Raw genomic sequence first — 16,779 nt, forward strand, 5'->3', positions numbered from 1 at the left:
AAGTGACCACTAAGTTAATTCGTTTTGAACGTTGCTTGATGGGATTATTGCTGCTGGTATTTTTACTAGCAGCATTAGTCATTACCAGCCTGCGCCTTTTTCTACCTACTCTCAACCAATACCAGCCCGAAATTGAAACTTTTCTTTCAGAAACGACAGGGTTTTCTATCTCAATTGGTGAAGTTAAAGGACGTTGGAGAAATACCAACCCGTCATTAAATCTTAGAAAATTGACTGCAGTTGATCCAAGTACTGGCGATGAAATTATCTCAGTGGGTGCTGTTGAAATTCAACTTAATATTTTATCCTCATTATGGGCACAACGACCTCAATTTGCGGATTTAAGAATTGATAAATTAACGGCTGATCTTACTTCGCTAGGGCCTTCAAGCTTAGGACAAAGTGAAGAAGATGCAAAAGCTGAGCAAGAGAGTGATGAGTCTTTAGCTAAACGTTTAGAAGACTTATTTCTTGTGCGCTTAAATCACTTTTCCATAAAGAGCTCTCAAGTTGCATTTATGGCGCTTGATGGTAAAGAAAAAACCATTCAAATCGATTCACTTCAATGGCGTAATGAGCGCAGAAAGCATTTAGCTGAGGGCATTGTCAGTGTTATTGGTAGTGAAATCAATCAGCTAAAAGTGATCGCTAATTTTAAAGAAAAAGGTTCATTTAAGAGTTTAGATGGCCATTTTTATGTTGAAGCGAAAAACATCCAAGTGACCCCTTGGATAACTGAGTCTATACAAAAAGAGTATGGGATCACTCAAGGTGAAGTTTCTGTAAATGCTTGGTTTTCTTTTAAAGATGGCCAACCTATCGATGCATTGGTTGAAGCATCACCTTCTTATTTAAATTGGGTTGAAGATAAAAATATTCATCAAGTTAGCGTTGAAGGTGGTGTATTTGAACTTCAACCAGACGACGCAGGGTGGAAGGTCTTTGCAACCGATGTTCAAGTTAAGCATCAAGGTAATAAATGGCCCGAAATTACTGGTAGTTTTTCTTGGCAACCTGAGAAATGGATTTTGAACTTAGCTCATATTGATTTGCAAAGTGCATTAGGGCTGAAGACATTATTACCTCCATCTCAAGATTATGTGACGGATTTACTAGCAACGTTAAACCCTAAAGGGAGTGTTAATGACATTCGCGTAGAATCAGATACTACGACAGGGTTGAGTTATTCCGCTTCTATTTTATCTGCTGGAATGAATCAATGGGAGCTGCTTCCTGGCTTTCATAAATTAGATGTGTTGATTTCAGGTGATGAAGAAAAGGGTAAAGCAAAATTGTCTTTGGTTGATGACACATTACCTTATGGTGACGTGTTTCAAGCCCCATTAAATATTAATGATGGAGATGTTACTGCTTATTGGGAAGTGAATGATGATGGTTGGCGTTTATGGTCTGATTACATTTATGTCTCTACACCTGATTTACAAGCAAGAGGTGAATTTCGTTTAGATTTCCCAACCGATAAACCATCCGTACTCTCTTTTTATGCGGAAGCTGATGCATTCAATGCAGATCAGACATGGCGCTACTTACCTACATTAGCATTGGGACAAGATCTTACCGATTATTTATCCGCAGCGGTACAAGGCGGTAATGCTAAGACTGTTCAACTGCTTTGGTATGGTGAATTAAACGATTTTCCTTACACGAAATATGATGGCATTTTTCAGGTTAAAGTTGGCTTAAAAGATGCGCAGTTTGCTTTTGATACTGCTTGGCCTCCATTAACTAATCTTCAGTTAGATTTGATGTTCCAAAATGCATCAATGTTTTTAAGCTCGCATTCAGCGGATCTTATGGATGTGCACGCCACTCGAGTGACTGGTCGTATTGCCAATTTATCAGAAGATGGGAAGTTAACGATTCGAGCAACAGCAAACGGCTCAGGTAAAGCGGTTCGTGAATACATGACAGCTACGCCATTAGTTGATTCTGTGGGCGCGGCATTAAATAGCATACAGGTTGATAATCGTGTTGATGCATTGCTGCGTTTAGATATTCCATTCTCTGGTGAGGATGTTCGAGCGTGGGGCTATGCTGATTTAGCGAATAATCATATTGAGTTGCAGTCGCCTAATATCGTATTGACTAATGCTAAAGGGCGCATCGAATTTGATAATGATGTTGTAAAAGCAAGTGGAATTAAAGCTTCGTTGCTTGGACAGCCTGTTTCATTATCTTTCCATGGTGAAGACCAATCTGATTACTATGGTGTGAAAATAGAAACCAAAGGTAATTGGAAAATTGCACCACTTAAAAACTATATTGATTCACCTATGATGGATAAGGTGAGTGGTACGTCTTCGTGGAACTCAAATATTAATCTTCAAGTAGCGGATGTTGGCTTTACTTACCAGATTGGCGTTTATGCGCAATTAGGTAATATGACTTCAAGCCTTCCTTATCCTTTAGCATTAGAGAAAGGAGCAAATGAAAAAGCATCGCTACAAGTTTCTGGAAATTCTGAAAAACTATCAGGGCGATTAACTTTACCTGATACAAAATATCAAGCTGAAATAGATATTACGGGTAAAATTCCAGAGATTACAGCGAGCCATGTAGTTGTTGGTGAAGGGAATTATAAGGTTAGCCCTATCGTTGGTAATTCGGCATCAATTAATACTAAGTATTTAGATGCTGATGCATGGATTGCAGAGCCTATTTTAAGTAAAGAATCTAATAAAAAACCAAAAAGTGTAGCTATGTCTCACTTCCCTGTTATTCCTGTGCCTACAAGAATTGATTCAAATATTAAATCTCTTCATTTGGCATCGCTAGATTGGAATGATGTGAATGCTGATATTCGTAAAAAATCTCAAGGCTGGTATGCGCAGGTTCGAAGCCAAGAGGTTGATGGTAAGGCGAGCTGGAAAGATAATGATGAACTGTTAGTACAATTGGATAATTTGCATATATTTATTCCAAGTCTTGATAAGCCTGAAAATCAAAGAGGATTAAATCGAGCAAAAGAAAATGAGCCGCTAATATCTTCTTTTGACCGTGAGTTCTTCCGTTTAATGCCAAATCTAGAATTAACGATTAAAGATGCGTGGATTCAAGGTTACAAACTGGGGAAAGTTGATACTAAACTGCATAAGAAGGGCGATATTTTTTATTTAGATAAATTGAAAATTACCAGCGGTGAAAATAAATTAGCTATGTCTGGTAATTGGTTGTTAGATAAAGAAAAGAGTCATTCAACCTTTAAAGTGAAAGCGTCTGGTGAAAACAACTCAGAATTGTTAGCTCGATTTGGTATCAGTTCAGGCATTCAAAAAGCCAGCTATAGTATGGATGGTGATTTAAATTGGGATGGTGCTCCATGGAGTATTCGAACAAATACATTATCTGGTGAGTTAGCATCTACTTTAGGTGAGGGGGTGATTACCGATGTAAAAGGTGCTGCTCGTTTCTTAGGTTTATTTAGTATCGATTCTATTATCCGAAAAATGCAATTGGACTTTAGAGACGTATTTGATGATGGTATGGCCTTTAATTCAATTACAGGTAGCGGCAAGATGCGAAATGGTATCTTTGTTAGTAATAATCTAACGATGGATGCTGTCGCTGGTGAGATGAATATAAAAGGTAAGGCGGATCTAAATACTCGCTTAGTTGATGCAGAGGTTAGCTTTACGCCAGATCTCACATCGGGAATACCAATTATTACTGCATTTGCTGTAGCACCACAAACTGCAATTATTGTTTTGGCTGTAGCGACGGCGATTGCTCCTGTTATTGACGTTATTACACAAGTTAATTATAAGGTTGAAGGGCCACTAGATTCACCTACAGTTAAAGAGCTATCTCGTAGCCAAGGTGAATATCAATTACCTGAAAAAACGGAAAAATAAGAAAAGGACGTATTATGAGTAAAGTTGGTATTGTTCAGATGACTTCGGGAGCGGAACCTGATGAGAATATTAAGCAGCTAAAACTCAAACTAAAAGGGCTACAACTACAAGGTGCTAAGTTAGTTTTAACGCCAGAAAATTGCATCGTATTTGGTCAAAAAGACGATTATGAGCGATATGCCGAGCCAGTAGGCAAAGGTGTATTACAAGATCAATTGTCAGCGCTTGCTCGTCACTATCAATTGTGGCTTGTGATAGGTTCATTTCCTACAAGAAATGAAAATGGTAGTTTATCGACAACCAGCCTTGTATTTGATGATAATGGTCATTTAGTCGAACATTACAATAAATTGCATATGTTTGATGTTGATGTCGAAGATAGACATCAGAGTTACCGAGAATCCGATACTTTTACGGCTGGTAATGACATTAAAGTCGTAGATACGCCTATTGGGAAAGTCGGGCTATCTATTTGCTATGATGTTCGTTTTCCTCAGTTGTACAGTGAATTACGTAAACAGGGTGCTGAAATTATTCTTGTTCCCGCGGCTTTTACTAAAGTTACCGGCTATGCACATTGGGACATATTATTACGCTCAAGAGCCATAGAAACTCAGTGTTGGGTACTTGCTGCAGGGCAGTGGGGTAAACATGGCGCTGGACGTGAAACATGGGGGCATTCAATGATTATTGACCCGTGGGGTAATAAAGTGACCGCACAACAAGAAGGCACTGGTGTTATTATTGCTGAGATAGACCTTGAGCAAATGAATCAAATCCGCAAAAAAATGCCCGTAGCGCAACACGCTCGTTTAATTAGTTATCTACCTTAAATACAGAAAAGAGTGAGTTTAGCCTATAAAACTCACTCTTTTTTCTTCATAATTAAACGATAGATTTTCAATTCTTAAAAAAGAGTATTCCTAATGAGTTTGCAAGAAGTAGAACAATCCTTATTGAGTCAAGCAGGGATCGGTCAGCAGGAACTGTCTCAGACCTTAAGCACCATCGCAAAACGAGACGTAGACTACGCTGATATCTACTTTCAATCATGTTGGCATGAGTCATTGGTACTTGAAGACAGTATTATTAAAGATGGGTCTTTTAATATTGACCGTGGTGTTGGCATTCGAGCTGTTGCTGGAGAAAAAACAGGGTTTGCTTATTCAGATCAAATTAATCTTGAAGCATTAACTCAAAGTGCTAGAGCGGCTCGTGGTATCGTTCAGCAAGGTGGTGAAGGCAAAGTTAAGACATTCTCATCGCAGTCTATTCCTCAATTTTATCAGCCTGTAAATCCGTTAAATAGTTTAGATAAGCAACAGAAGATCGCGTTGCTTGAAGAGATCGACGCTTATATTCGAGCGAAAGAACCACTAGTTCAAGAAGTGTCTGCAAGCATAAGTGGTGTTTATGAGCAAATGCTTGTTGCAGCTTTAGATGGTACCTATGCTGCCGATATTCGTCCATTGGTACGCCTTTCTATTAGCGTATTAGTTCAGCGTGGTGATAAGCGTGAACGTGGTAGCGCTGGTGGTGGTGGCCGCTATGGTTATGATTACTTCTTAACAGAAGTGAATGGTAAATCTATTGCGATAGAGTTTGCTGATGAAGCGATTCGTCAAGCATTAGTTAATCTTGATGCTGACGCAGCACCGGCTGGTATGATGCCTGTCGTTCTTGGTTCTGGTTGGCCGGGGTTTTATTGCATGAAGCCGTAGGACACGGTCTTGAAGGTGACTTTAACCGTAAAGGTTCGTCAGTATTTGCTGGTAAAGTTGGAGAGAAAGTAACGTCTTCTGTATGTACTATTGTTGACGATGGCACTATGGTTGATCGCCGTGGTTCATTAAATGTCGATGATGAAGGTGTTCCTGGGCAATACAATACACTAATCGAAAATGGTGTATTAAAAGGCTACATGCAGGATAAGCTTAATGCTCGATTAATGGGTGTTGCACCTACAGGTAATGGTCGTCGTGAGTCTTACGCACATTTACCAATGCCTCGTATGACAAATACTTATATGCTGCCTGGTGAGTATGCTCCTGAAGAAATCATCTCAACGGTTAAAAAAGGTATTTATGCTCCTAACTTTGGTGGTGGCCAAGTAGATATTACCTCTGGTAAGTTTGTTTTCTCTGCATCAGAAGCGTATTTAATTGAAAATGGTAAAATTACTCGCCCAGTAAAAGGGGCTACATTAATCGGTTCTGGCATTGAAGCAATGCAGCAAATCTCGATGGTTGGTAATGATTTATCTCTCGATCGTGGTGTTGGTGTGTGTGGTAAAGCTGGTCAGAGCGTACCTGTTGGTGTTGGTCAACCAACGCTTAAACTAGATGCGTTAACGGTTGGTGGCACAGAGTAGCAGCAATCTGAATGAATAAAAAAAGCCAAGTATCATAAAATACTTGGCTTTTTTATTAACAAAAATATGAATTCAAAAGAATTACAGATCTTCGTTTAGGTATAGATCTTTTAAGATTTGGAAAATTTCACGGAACGCCTTTGGTGGCTTGTTCGATGCTTTTTCTTTTTTAGCTTGGCGCGCAAGTTGGCGGAAACGCTGACGATCGGCGTCAGGGTATTTCACCATTACTTCTTCAATTACTGCGTCACCTTCTTCGATCATACGATCTCGAAGTGTTTCTAGTTTATGAAGTGCGGCTGTTGCTTGTGAGTGCTTGTTGCGAATTTTATCTAGAGCTAATTGGATTGGCTCTGGATCTTCATTACGCATTAGCTTACCAATGAATTGCAGTTGACGACGTTTCGCTTCATTTTTAAAACGCTGAGCATCATTGATCGCTTCTCTCAGATCGTCTGAAAGAGGGAATTTAGCCAGAACAGATGGTTTTAAACCAACTAACTCTTCGCCCAATTTTTGTAAGTCTTCCATGTCGTTTTTCATCTCGGTCTTACTTACCCAGATGATCTCTTCTTCCTCTTCCCAAGGAGCTTTCTGATTTTTTCTTGCCATGATCTTCATTCTTTAATGGGTGATTGACTCTATTTTAGCAAGATAAATGAATAATTGGGCGCAAATTTATCACATAGAATGTTATTCTAGTAAAAATGTATCTATTTAGTCAGATGTTATGGGCGCAAAACAGCAAATGATGAATCAAAAAATTGAACTCGAAGCAGCGGTAGCTAAAGCTTTAGACATGGCGACACAGCATGCAAGTGCAGCAGAAGTTGCTATTACAAAAACGACGGGCATTAGTGTATCAACACTTATGGGTGAGGTTGAGAATGTTGAATTTAACCGTGATGGAGCGTTAGGCATCACTGTATACCGTGGTCATCGTAAAGGCAGCGCATCAACATCTGATCTAAGTGATAAAGCGATTCAACAAACTGTTGCTGCAGCACTGGATATTGCAAACTACACATCTGAAGACCCGTTTTCAGGTCCAGCACCGAAAGAGTTAATGGCGAAAGACATTCCTGATTTGGATTTATTTCACCCAGATGAGCCAGAGCCTGATTATGCCGCACAAAAAGCCATTGAAGCTGAGCAAGCGGCTTTAGAGTATCACTCATCAATTAAGCAAAGCGACGGTGCTAGTTACGATAGTCATTATGGCATTAAAGTTTATGGTAACAGCCATGGTATGTTGGCAAGTTACCCTTCAAGTCGTCAAAGCATTAGTTGTAGTGTGATTGGTGTTGATAAAAATGGCGATATGGAACGTGATTATAGCTACACCGTTGCTCGTCATCGTGATGATTTGTGGGATGCTAAAAAAGTAGGTTTAGAAGCCGCAAAACGCACAGTAAGTCGTTTAGATGCGAAAAAACTAGATACTATGAAAGTACCTGTAATGTTTGCTGCTGACGTTGCTACAGGCTTATTAGGGCACTTAGTTATGGCGATCAGTGGTGCTAACTTATACCGTAAATCGACATTTATGCTTGATAAGCTAAATGAGAAGATTTTACCTGAATGGTTTAACGTAAGTGAGCGTCCACATATTTTAAAAGGACTGGCAAGTAGTCCATTTGATAGTGAAGGCTTATATACTCAAGACCGTGAAATCATTACCGATGGTGTATTAGCTACATATCTACTAACTAGCTATGCTGCACGTAAATTAAACATGACACCAACAGGCCATGCTGGTGGTATCCATAACTGGTTTGTTAAATCTACAGGTCAAAGCTTTGAGCAAATGCTGAAAACCATGGGTACAGGCCTTTTAGTGACAGAGCTTATGGGACAAGGTGTGAATACGGTAACGGGTGATTATTCTCGTGGAGCTGCAGGTTTTTGGGTTGAGAATGGTGAAATTCAATATCCGGTCTCTGAAATTACCATTGCGGGTAATCTTGCTGACATGTATCACAATATTGTTGCTGTAGGTAATGATGTAGAAACTCGCTCTCAAATCCAAATGGGTTCTATTTTGATTGAATCAATGAAGATTGCTGGTCAGTAGTCGTAATGTGAATAAAGTATAAATAAAAAAGCGCGCAATCATTAAATGAGAGCGCGCTTTTTTTATGTCATGTAAAAATCAAAATTACATCAGAATGGTTGCTAGGCCAAGGAAAGCAAATAGGCCGATAACATCGGTAATGGTTGTTAATGCCATACCACCTGCTAATGCAGGATCGATATTCATTTTTTTAAGAATCAAAGGAATCGATACACCCGCAACACCGGCTACAGTAAGGTTAACCAACATAGCAGCAGAAATAATAGCGCCAAGCATGATGTCGCCTTTCCAAACCATCACTATACCGCCAATGATAGCAGCCCAAAGAATACCATTTAAGATACCGATCCCCGCTTCTTTCATAAGCAGTTCTTTTTTGTTACTGTCACCGATATGACCCACAGCTAAACCACGAATAACCAGAGCAACGGTTTGGTTACCAGCAACACCGCCCATTGAGGGTACGATTGTCATTAAAACTGCAATAGAAGCCATTTGTGCTAAGGTTGCTTCAAACATGTTTGACACAGATGCCGCTGCAAGTGCTGCAAGTACATTCATACCAAGCCATACACTACGACGACGTGCTGATTTTACTACGGGTGCAAAGGTATCTTCTTCGTCATCCATACCGGCCATACTCATCATTGAGTGTTCAGCATCTTCACGAATAACATCGACAACATCATCGATAGTGATACGACCTAAGAGTAAATTATTTTCATCAACGACCGGTGCTGAAACCCAGTTACGACGTTCAAATAAATTCGCAACTTCACCATCATCCGTATTTACAGGAATGGCTTCATCGGCGTCTTCCATTACATCGCTGACAAGAACATCTGGTTGGGCGGTAAGAATTGTTGTTAAAGATAAATGACCAATTAAGCGGCTTTCTTCATCTAATACGTACAATGCATCGGTGGCTTCTGGTAATTCACCTTTCATACGAAGGTAACGAAGAACTACATCGATCTCTACATCAGCACGAATCGTAATGAAGTCGGTATTCATCATACCGCCAGCGGTGTCTTCTGGGTACGATAGAGCGGTTTCAACGCGGAAGCGATCAACCGTATCCATTTGACTTAATACTTCACGAGAGACATCGTCAGGTAAGCTACGAAGAACGTAAGCGACATCATCTGTCTCCATACCTTCCGTTGCTTCAGCAATGCTTTCTGGAGCCATTTGAGAGACGATACCATCTTTTACATCTTCAGATAGCTCATCAAGGATCTCACCGTAATCTTCAGGATCGGTTAGCTGCCATAATACGTTACGGCTTTTTCTGGGCGAAGCTTCTAATAAATGGGCAATATCCTCGGGTTCCATGTCCTGTAGTAAACGACGAACATGGACAAACATCCCACTATCAAGTGCATTAGATACTTCTTGAAGAGTTTGATGGGTTTGATCGAAATCTTGTAGCTCTTGCATACTCTCCCCCATAGAAAACCGATTTCTAACTCGAATAATGAGTATAGACAATCTAGATTAGATAATGGGCTGAATAGTAACGCAATTTGGAAGGCACGATAAGTGAATTTTGTAAGGATTGGGTTAAACAGGTGTTGAGATGAGTATTATCTACTCATCTTCATCAAAACCCGCTTCAATAAGCTCACAAATGGCATTGAGGGCTTGCTCTGCATCAACGCCATCAGCAGAAACATCTACGTATTGCCCTTGTGATGAATCAAGCATTAAAAGCCCCATAACACCATCTGCCGTTGCTTGAGTGTTCTCTTCATTGGTTAAGGTAATCACAGCCTCAAAGCTTTGTGCCATCTCAACTAATTTTATTGCGGCGCGAGCATGCAAACCTAATCGATTTTTTATTAATAAGTGGCGAGATGAGATTGGCATAATTAAGGCTCTTTAATATTAATGTCTTTCTAGGGTTTTATGACGGATCTGAACTTGTTTACCTTGCTGTTTAAAGTATTCACCTAATTGTTGGGTAATATAAACAGAGCGGTGTTGACCGCCAGTACAACCAATCGCTACGGTTAAATAACTACGATTGTTTTTTTCAAGAGCAGGTAGCCAAGTGGTCAAAAATTGTTGGATTTGCTCTTTAAGTTGGATTACTTCTGCGTGTTTTGCTAAATAGTCAGCAACGGGTTTATCTAACCCTGTCATTGGGCGTAAACTTGGTTCCCAATGAGGATTAGGTAAGAAGCGTACATCAAAAACATAATCAGCATCGGTGGGTAAACCGTGCTTAAATCCAAAAGATTCAAATACCATCACCAACTCTTTAGATTCTCGACCTAGGATCCGTGAGCGTAGGGTTTCACTTAAATCATGAATCGATTTTGTTGTGGTATCTAAAACAAGATCAGCTTCTTCTCTATAGTCACTTAATATGCTTTTCTCAAGTGTTACGGCTTGCTCTAAAGAACACTGCTCACCAATTAAAGAGAGAGGGTGCAAGCGGCGAGTTTCACTGTATCGTTTAATTAATTCTTTATCTTCAGCATCTAAAAAGATAACCGTAACATCATGTGTTTTCTTTAATAGTGCTAAGGTGTTTTTTAATAATGCAGGATCTTTAGGTAGGTTGCGGATATCAACACTAACAGCGACATTTTGACTGCTATGTTGAATGGACTCTACAAACTGCGTGAGTAAATCAATCGGTAAATTATCAACACAATAATAACCAAGATCTTCTAATACACGTAAAGCGACAGATTTGCCTGCTCCAGAGCTTCCGCTAACTACCATGAGTTTCATTATTATGACCTTAAAAGAGATGCCTAAGATGTGATGATTTGATAAAGCTCGTTATCATTTTCCGCATGGCGAAGCTGACGTAATACTTGTTTATCATTGAGTTTTTCAGCAACACTAGAAAGTGTTTTTAGATGAAGCTTACATTGTTCATCAGGAACGAGAAGTGCAAAAAGAATATCAACAGGACGATTATCAATAGCATCAAATTCTATAGGCTCTTGGCATTGAATAAGTACAGCGACGGCATTATCACAATTGAACATTCGGCCATGGGGGATAGCTATCCCATTACCTATGCCAGTACTTCCCATTTTCTCTCGGTTTAATAAGCTTTCAAAAAGTTCTTGAGGGCTTTGGCCAATTTGAGGAGCGGCAATCTCACTAATAAGTTCTAATGCGCGCTTTTTGCTTGTGCATTGGACTGCACTTTTAGTGCAATCCAATGAAAGAATGGTGCTTAATTGCATGTTAATGACTACTTAGTTTTTCTTTATGTTTATTGAGTTGGCGGATCAACTTATCAACCAAACCATCAATCGCTGCATACATATCTTCTGCGTCAGAATGAGCGTGTATGTCACCTTGATTTACGTGAAGTGTTGCTTCTGCTACATGTTGTACTTTTTCTAATTTCAACACGACATGTACATTATTAATGTGTTCAAAAAAACGCTCTAATTTTTGGAATTTGGTATTCACATACTCACGAAGGCTATCGGTTAGTTCGACGTTTTGACCTGCGATGTTTATTTGCATAACACTTCCTTTTTATTAATTAAAGTAAACGCTTACGCTGATTTGATGGTGCGATACCAAGTGATTCACGATATTTAGCAATGGTACGGCGTGCTACTTGGATCCCTTGCTCAGCCAGTAAGGTTGCAATTTTACTATCACTTAACGGCTTAGCTTGATTCTCAGCCGCAACCAATTTTTTCACTAGTGCTCGGATTGCTGTAGATGAGCATTCACCACCATTATCCGTACTAACATGACTAGAGAAGAAATATTTCAATTCAAAAATACCTCGAGGGGTATGCATGAACTTCTGTGTTGTTACTCGTGATATGGTGGATTCGTGCATATCGACATCTAATGCGATGTCATTTAAAACCATAGGTTTCATTGCTTCTTCACCATATTCGAAGAAATCTTGTTGATGTTCAACTATACAACGTGCAACTTTGAGCAGCGTCTCGTTTCTGCTCTCTAAGCTCTTAATTAACCACTTTGCCTCTTGCAAATTGGTCCGAATGAATTGCCCATCTGGAGTGTTGCCCATTGTCTTACCAAGAGCCGCATATTCCGCATTTACTTTTAAGCGAGGAACACTATCAGGATTAATGGTTACAACCCATTTTCCATTATGTTTGAATACAGAAACATCAGGAATAACGTACTCAGTTTCAGTATCGATAACACGGTTACCTGGACGAGGATCTAACTCGTGAATAAGCATCATGACTTGTTTTAAATCACTTTCTTTAAGCTTAGTCTCTTTTGCTAGTTGTCGGTAGTCTCGATTTCCTAATAAATTAATATGATCTTTTAAAATCAGCTTAGTTTCAGGTAACCAAGGGGTATCAGCAGGGTAAGTTGCAAGTTGAAGTAATAGACACTCAGCTAAATCACGAGAAGCAACACCTAATGGATCAAATTGTTGAATGCGTTTTAAAACCGCTTCAACTTCATCCATTTCAACCTCTTCATCTCCAATACTTTCTAAAATATCGTCGAGAGAACTAGTCAGGTAACCGTATTCATCTAATGACTCGATAATCGTGGTTGCGATTGTTCGATCAAGATCGGTAAATGGGGTTAAGTCAGCTTGCCACATCAGATAATCTTGCAAGCTTTCTGTGGTTTCACCTTGATAAATAGGTGTGTCATCATCAATGGCTAATCCAGTGCTTCCACTGTTTGCGCTATAAACATCATCCCAACTTGCATCCATCTCAAGTTCTTCTGAAATGTTATTGCTTTCGATGACATCGCTGCTATCAGTTACTGGTGTTTCTTGCTCTGCTGATGCGGTTTCTTTTTCTGATTTAGGCTCAGGAGAGGTAAGAGTTTCAGGTGTGCTTAATGCTTCCTCTTCTACATCTAGAAGTGGATTTGAGTCGAGCGCTTCTTGAATCTCTTGCTGTAGGTCAAGGGTCGATAATTGCAATAATCGAATAGCTTGCTGCAACTGAGGCGTCATAGCAAGTTGTTGTCCCATTTTTAGCTGAAGAGATGCTTTCATTATTTAGCGATACCTTTTGTACATTACAACTTAAATTGATCACCAAGATAAACGCGTTTTACGTGTTCATCATTTAATACGTGTTCAGGTGTGCCATTTGCAATCATGTGACCTTGACTTACGATGTAAGCGTGCTCACATACATCAAGCGTTTCGCGAACATTGTGGTCAGTGATTAATACGCCTAAACCACGATCTCTTAGATGTTGGATGATCTTTTTGATATCAATAACAGAGATAGGGTCAACACCCGCAAATGGTTCATCCAATAAAATGAATTTAGGATTTGCTGCGAGTGCGCGTGCGATTTCAACACGACGACGTTCACCACCAGATAGCGCCATACCATTACTATTACGGATGTGCTGGATATTGAACTCATCTAATAGTTCTTCAAGTTTATCAAGACGTTCAGCTTTATTTAGATCTTTACGCGTTTGTAAAACGGCCATGATATTGTCAAATACCGACAATTTTCTAAAAATAGAAGCTTCTTGAGGTAGATAGCCTATCCCCATTTTTGAGCGGTTATGCATTGGTTGCAATGAAATGTCGACACCATCAATAGTAATCGAACCTTCATCACGAGCGACTAAGCCTACTATCATATAGAAAGAGGTCGTTTTACCTGCACCATTAGGCCCTAATAAACCAACAATCTTTCCTGATTCAACTGTAAGGCTTACATCGGAAACTACTTTGCGGCTTCCGTATGTTTTTGCTAAATTCTTTGCTTCTAATATGGCCATAATTATTTATTATTCAATTGGCTAGGCTGAAGGATGGTTGTTACGCGATCGTCTTTACCACCATCAGCAATCAGTTTTTGAGTCTTCATATTATAGGTAATTACTTTACCTTTTATGATGCTGTCATCTTGGGTTAACTCTGCGCTATCTGTCATTTTTAGAAATTCGTTTTCTAGCTCATAACGCAATTTGTTTGCTTTACCCTTTAGTGTTTTGCCATCATCCGTTAATTGGCTAAAGCGAGTTGGTTTTCCATATGCTTCTAACACTTCTCGTCCTTCTTTACCTTGAGGACGAATTACCACAATTTTATCTGCAAAAATTTCGATGCTGCCTTGTTTTAGTGTCACGTTACCTGTGAAGGTTACTTGATTACTTTGCATATCAAAATTCTGTGAATTTGAATTAATGTGGATCGGTTGTTCTGTATCGCTACTCAATGCCCAGCTTGAAGCGCTAAAAAGTAGACTTGCAAGTAGACTAACGTGTGAAAGCTTCATAGATACCTTGTACATTTTCTAATAGGGTTGCTTCTTGGCTTGTGAAGTTACCTTTCATTCCTACTCCTGTTGTTTCAAAAGTAGGGCCAATGAGATTAACAACATCCTCTGTCATAAAGTCTTTTGTCGTTAGCTCGATCTTCATACTGTCTGTTGTCATTGTTTCAAATGCAGCGTCAGGCAGCAGGTTTTTAACAATGACGTTACCGCTTAAGTAAAGTTCGTGCTTTTTATTTAAAACGCCGAGATCGGAGATGATCTCCCATTCTTTTAATTCACCATCTTTGAATACAAAAAGGTGAGGTGTTGTGAAGTTCGTTTCACCAGTCTTACCAAATCGAGCTAATGCTTTTGCATTTATTTGATAGTTACGAATACCACTTACATCGTAGTTATTATTCGTGATCCCTTTACCTGTAAAAACAGGGACTTGTTGATCTGGTGTTGTCTGTTGTTCACCTTTCACGTAGTCATAATATAAGTTGTAGCCTGACCAGCTACAAATCATCAATAGAACGGCCATGAAAAGATGTTTTAAGCTCATATGCTCAAACCTTTATGTTGCTCTAATTCACCTTTTGCTTCTAGGATCAGGTCGCTTACTTCACGAACAGCACCATGACCACCTTTTATGGTTGTTACATAGTTTGCTCGTTGAACTAATAAAGGGTGTCCATCAGCAACACATACCTTTAATGCAACTTTTTCCATAACAGGCCAATCAATAAGGTCATCACCAATATAGCCAGTATGCTCTGGAGCTACATTGAGTTTAGTTAAAATATCTTGGTATGCTTGTAATTTGTTGTCTTGTCCTTGGTAGATCAATTTAATACCAAGGGCCGTCATTCGGTTTTCAACAATTTTTGAGTTGCGACCCGTAATAATCGCAATTTCAACCCCTGCTGACATGAGTGATTTCACACCATAGCCATCACGAGTATGGAACGTTTTTAGTTCTTCTCCATCATTACCCATGTAAACAAGGCCATCAGAGAAGACGCCATCAACATCACAAATTAGAAGCTTGATGTCTTTTGCTATGTTAAAGATAGACTCTTCAACTTGGCCATACAGAGTTGAAACTAATTTTGTTGTCATTACATCACTCCCGCTTTTAATAAGTCATGCATATTCAATGCACCAACTAAACGATGAGTTTCATCACAAAGTAATAATCCATTTATTTTCTTATCTTGCATTAGGTTTAGACCTTCAACAGCAAGTAAGTTTGGATTAGCAACCGCTGGAGAGTGTGTCATTACTTCTCCAATAGTTTGAGTATGGATATCGATCTTATTATCTAAAAGGCGACGTAAATCACCATCAGTGAAGATACCAATTACTTTTTGCTCGTTATCAACGATAGCTGTCATTCCTAACCCTTTTTCAGACACTTCTAAAAGTGCTGTTTTAATAAGAGCATCAGCCGTAACCATTGGTAATTCATCACCTGTATGCATGATGTCTGATAATAAGAGTAGTAATTTACGACCTAAAGCGCCACCTGGATGTGATAAAGCAAAGTCATCAGCAGTAAAGCCTCTTGCTTGAAGAAGCGCAACAGCAAAAGCGTCTCCCATAGCAAGGGTTGCTGTTGTACTTGATGTTGGCGCTAAACCAAGAGGGCAAGCTTCTTGAGGAACCGTAATTTGAAGGTTCACATCAGCTACTTTTGCCATGCTAGATTCCGGTTTACCTGTCATTGTAATTAACGTGATACCTAGACGTTTAATTACTGGCAGTAAAGCAAGGATTTCAGACGCTTCACCTGAGTTAGAAATAGCAATAACAATATCGCCTTTTTCAATCATGCCTAAATCACCATGGCTTGCTTCGCCAGGGTGTACAAAGAAAGAGGGAGTGCCTGTACTTGCTAAGGTAGCTGCAATCTTATTACCAATGTGACCTGATTTACCCATTCCCATAACAACGACTTTTTGCTTGCATTCAAGCATTAATTGACACGCTTTAGTGAAGTCATCGTTAATGTAATTGCTGAGTTGGGTAAGAGCATCGATTTCAATTTGAAGAACATTTTTTCCTGCTTTGCAGAAATCAAACTGAGTTGCCATCGGTTACCACCTTGCTGTATTTGAGCGGAATTTATGATTTAGAGGAATAGCCTATACAAATATTATGCCATTTGCCAGAGCTAGTTCAATATTGAGTAGGTAAAAGAAGGTAAATTATCGGGATAAATACCCCATAAGTTCATGATTTTTA

15 protein-coding genes and 1 pseudogene are annotated in these 16,779 nt (G+C 39.4%); 4 read left to right on the top strand and 12 right to left on the bottom strand.

Annotation, left to right across the window (positions count from 1 at the left end; all coding sequences use genetic code 11):
• Window positions 1–2 precede the first annotated feature (2 nt).
• From AAFX60_001895 to tldD, 3 genes and pseudogenes are all read left to right on the top strand, one after another.
• Window positions 3–3,872, top strand: a complete 3,870-nt coding sequence (locus AAFX60_001895; protein ID XDF77989.1) for a YhdP family protein — start codon at window positions 3–5, stop codon at window positions 3,870–3,872.
• A 14-nt stretch (window positions 3,873–3,886) separates the two neighbouring features.
• Window positions 3,887–4,705 carry a carbon-nitrogen hydrolase family protein gene (locus AAFX60_001900; GenBank protein ID XDF77990.1) on the top strand — a complete coding sequence of 273 codons (819 nt, stop codon included), beginning with the start codon at window positions 3,887–3,889 and terminating at the stop codon, window positions 4,703–4,705.
• 93 nt (window positions 4,706–4,798) lie between these two features.
• A pseudogene (tldD, locus tag AAFX60_001905) lies at window positions 4,799–6,243 on the top strand (metalloprotease TldD).
• Between the two features lie 81 nt (window positions 6,244–6,324).
• Here tldD and yjgA read toward each other — a convergent pair.
• The gene (gene yjgA / locus AAFX60_001910) at window positions 6,325–6,855 is read right to left on the bottom strand and encodes a ribosome biogenesis factor YjgA (protein ID XDF77991.1); all 531 of its coding nucleotides are present in this window, start codon (window positions 6,853–6,855) and stop codon (window positions 6,325–6,327) included.
• Between the two features lie 118 nt (window positions 6,856–6,973).
• Here yjgA and pmbA point away from each other — a divergent pair, with 118 nt between their 5' ends.
• On the top strand, window positions 6,974–8,317 hold the full coding sequence (pmbA, locus tag AAFX60_001915) for a metalloprotease PmbA (GenBank protein ID XDF77992.1): 1,344 nt from the start codon (window positions 6,974–6,976) through the stop codon (window positions 8,315–8,317).
• An 84-nt stretch (window positions 8,318–8,401) separates the two neighbouring features.
• Here pmbA and mgtE read toward each other — a convergent pair whose 3' ends face one another.
• The 11 genes from mgtE to kdsD all read right to left on the bottom strand — a co-directional run bounded on the left by mgtE (window position 8,402) and on the right by kdsD (window position 16,628).
• Window positions 8,402–9,757: a magnesium transporter gene (mgtE, locus tag AAFX60_001920; GenBank protein XDF77993.1), complete on the bottom strand. Its 1,356-nt coding sequence runs from the start codon at window positions 9,755–9,757 to the stop codon at window positions 8,402–8,404.
• 150 nt (window positions 9,758–9,907) lie between these two features.
• A complete protein-coding gene (locus AAFX60_001925) occupies window positions 9,908–10,186 on the bottom strand; it encodes an HPr family phosphocarrier protein (protein XDF77994.1) in 279 nt (92 codons plus the stop codon).
• A gap of 18 nt (window positions 10,187–10,204) precedes the next feature.
• Window positions 10,205–11,059, bottom strand: coding sequence for an RNase adapter RapZ (gene rapZ / locus AAFX60_001930; GenBank protein ID XDF77995.1), 855 nt, complete (start codon window positions 11,057–11,059; stop codon window positions 10,205–10,207).
• A gap of 23 nt (window positions 11,060–11,082) precedes the next feature.
• Window positions 11,083–11,526 (bottom strand): PTS IIA-like nitrogen regulatory protein PtsN, encoded by a 444-nt coding sequence (ptsN, locus tag AAFX60_001935; GenBank protein ID XDF77996.1) that lies wholly within the window; start codon window positions 11,524–11,526, stop codon window positions 11,083–11,085.
• A gap of 1 nt (window position 11,527) precedes the next feature.
• Window positions 11,528–11,815 carry a ribosome hibernation promoting factor gene (gene hpf / locus AAFX60_001940; protein ID XDF77997.1) on the bottom strand — a complete coding sequence of 96 codons (288 nt, stop codon included), beginning with the start codon at window positions 11,813–11,815 and terminating at the stop codon, window positions 11,528–11,530.
• A 19-nt stretch (window positions 11,816–11,834) separates the two neighbouring features.
• On the bottom strand, window positions 11,835–13,304 hold the full coding sequence (locus AAFX60_001945) for an RNA polymerase factor sigma-54 (GenBank protein ID XDF77998.1): 1,470 nt from the start codon (window positions 13,302–13,304) through the stop codon (window positions 11,835–11,837).
• Between the two features lie 23 nt (window positions 13,305–13,327).
• Window positions 13,328–14,053 carry an LPS export ABC transporter ATP-binding protein gene (lptB, locus tag AAFX60_001950; GenBank protein ID XDF77999.1) on the bottom strand — a complete coding sequence of 242 codons (726 nt, stop codon included), beginning with the start codon at window positions 14,051–14,053 and terminating at the stop codon, window positions 13,328–13,330.
• 2 nt (window positions 14,054–14,055) lie between these two features.
• Entirely contained in the window at window positions 14,056–14,553 is a 498-nt protein-coding gene (gene lptA, locus AAFX60_001955; GenBank protein XDF78000.1) for a lipopolysaccharide transport periplasmic protein LptA, read from the bottom strand.
• Window positions 14,534–15,097, bottom strand: coding sequence for an LPS export ABC transporter periplasmic protein LptC (gene lptC / locus AAFX60_001960; protein ID XDF78001.1), 564 nt, complete (start codon window positions 15,095–15,097; stop codon window positions 14,534–14,536). Before lptC ends, lptA begins: the two co-directional genes overlap by 20 nt.
• Window positions 15,094–15,654, bottom strand: a complete 561-nt coding sequence (gene kdsC, locus AAFX60_001965) for a 3-deoxy-manno-octulosonate-8-phosphatase KdsC (protein XDF78002.1) — start codon at window positions 15,652–15,654, stop codon at window positions 15,094–15,096. The genes lptC and kdsC overlap by 4 nt, the downstream gene beginning before the upstream one ends.
• Window positions 15,654–16,628, bottom strand: a complete 975-nt coding sequence (gene kdsD, locus AAFX60_001970; GenBank protein XDF78003.1) for an arabinose-5-phosphate isomerase KdsD — start codon at window positions 16,626–16,628, stop codon at window positions 15,654–15,656. The genes kdsC and kdsD overlap by 1 nt, the downstream gene beginning before the upstream one ends.
• Between the last annotated feature and the right edge of the window lie 151 nt (window positions 16,629–16,779).

Origin of the sequence: Aliivibrio fischeri (assembly GCA_038993745.2) — a bacterium.
GTDB lineage: Bacteria > Pseudomonadota > Gammaproteobacteria > Enterobacterales > Vibrionaceae > Aliivibrio > Aliivibrio fischeri_B.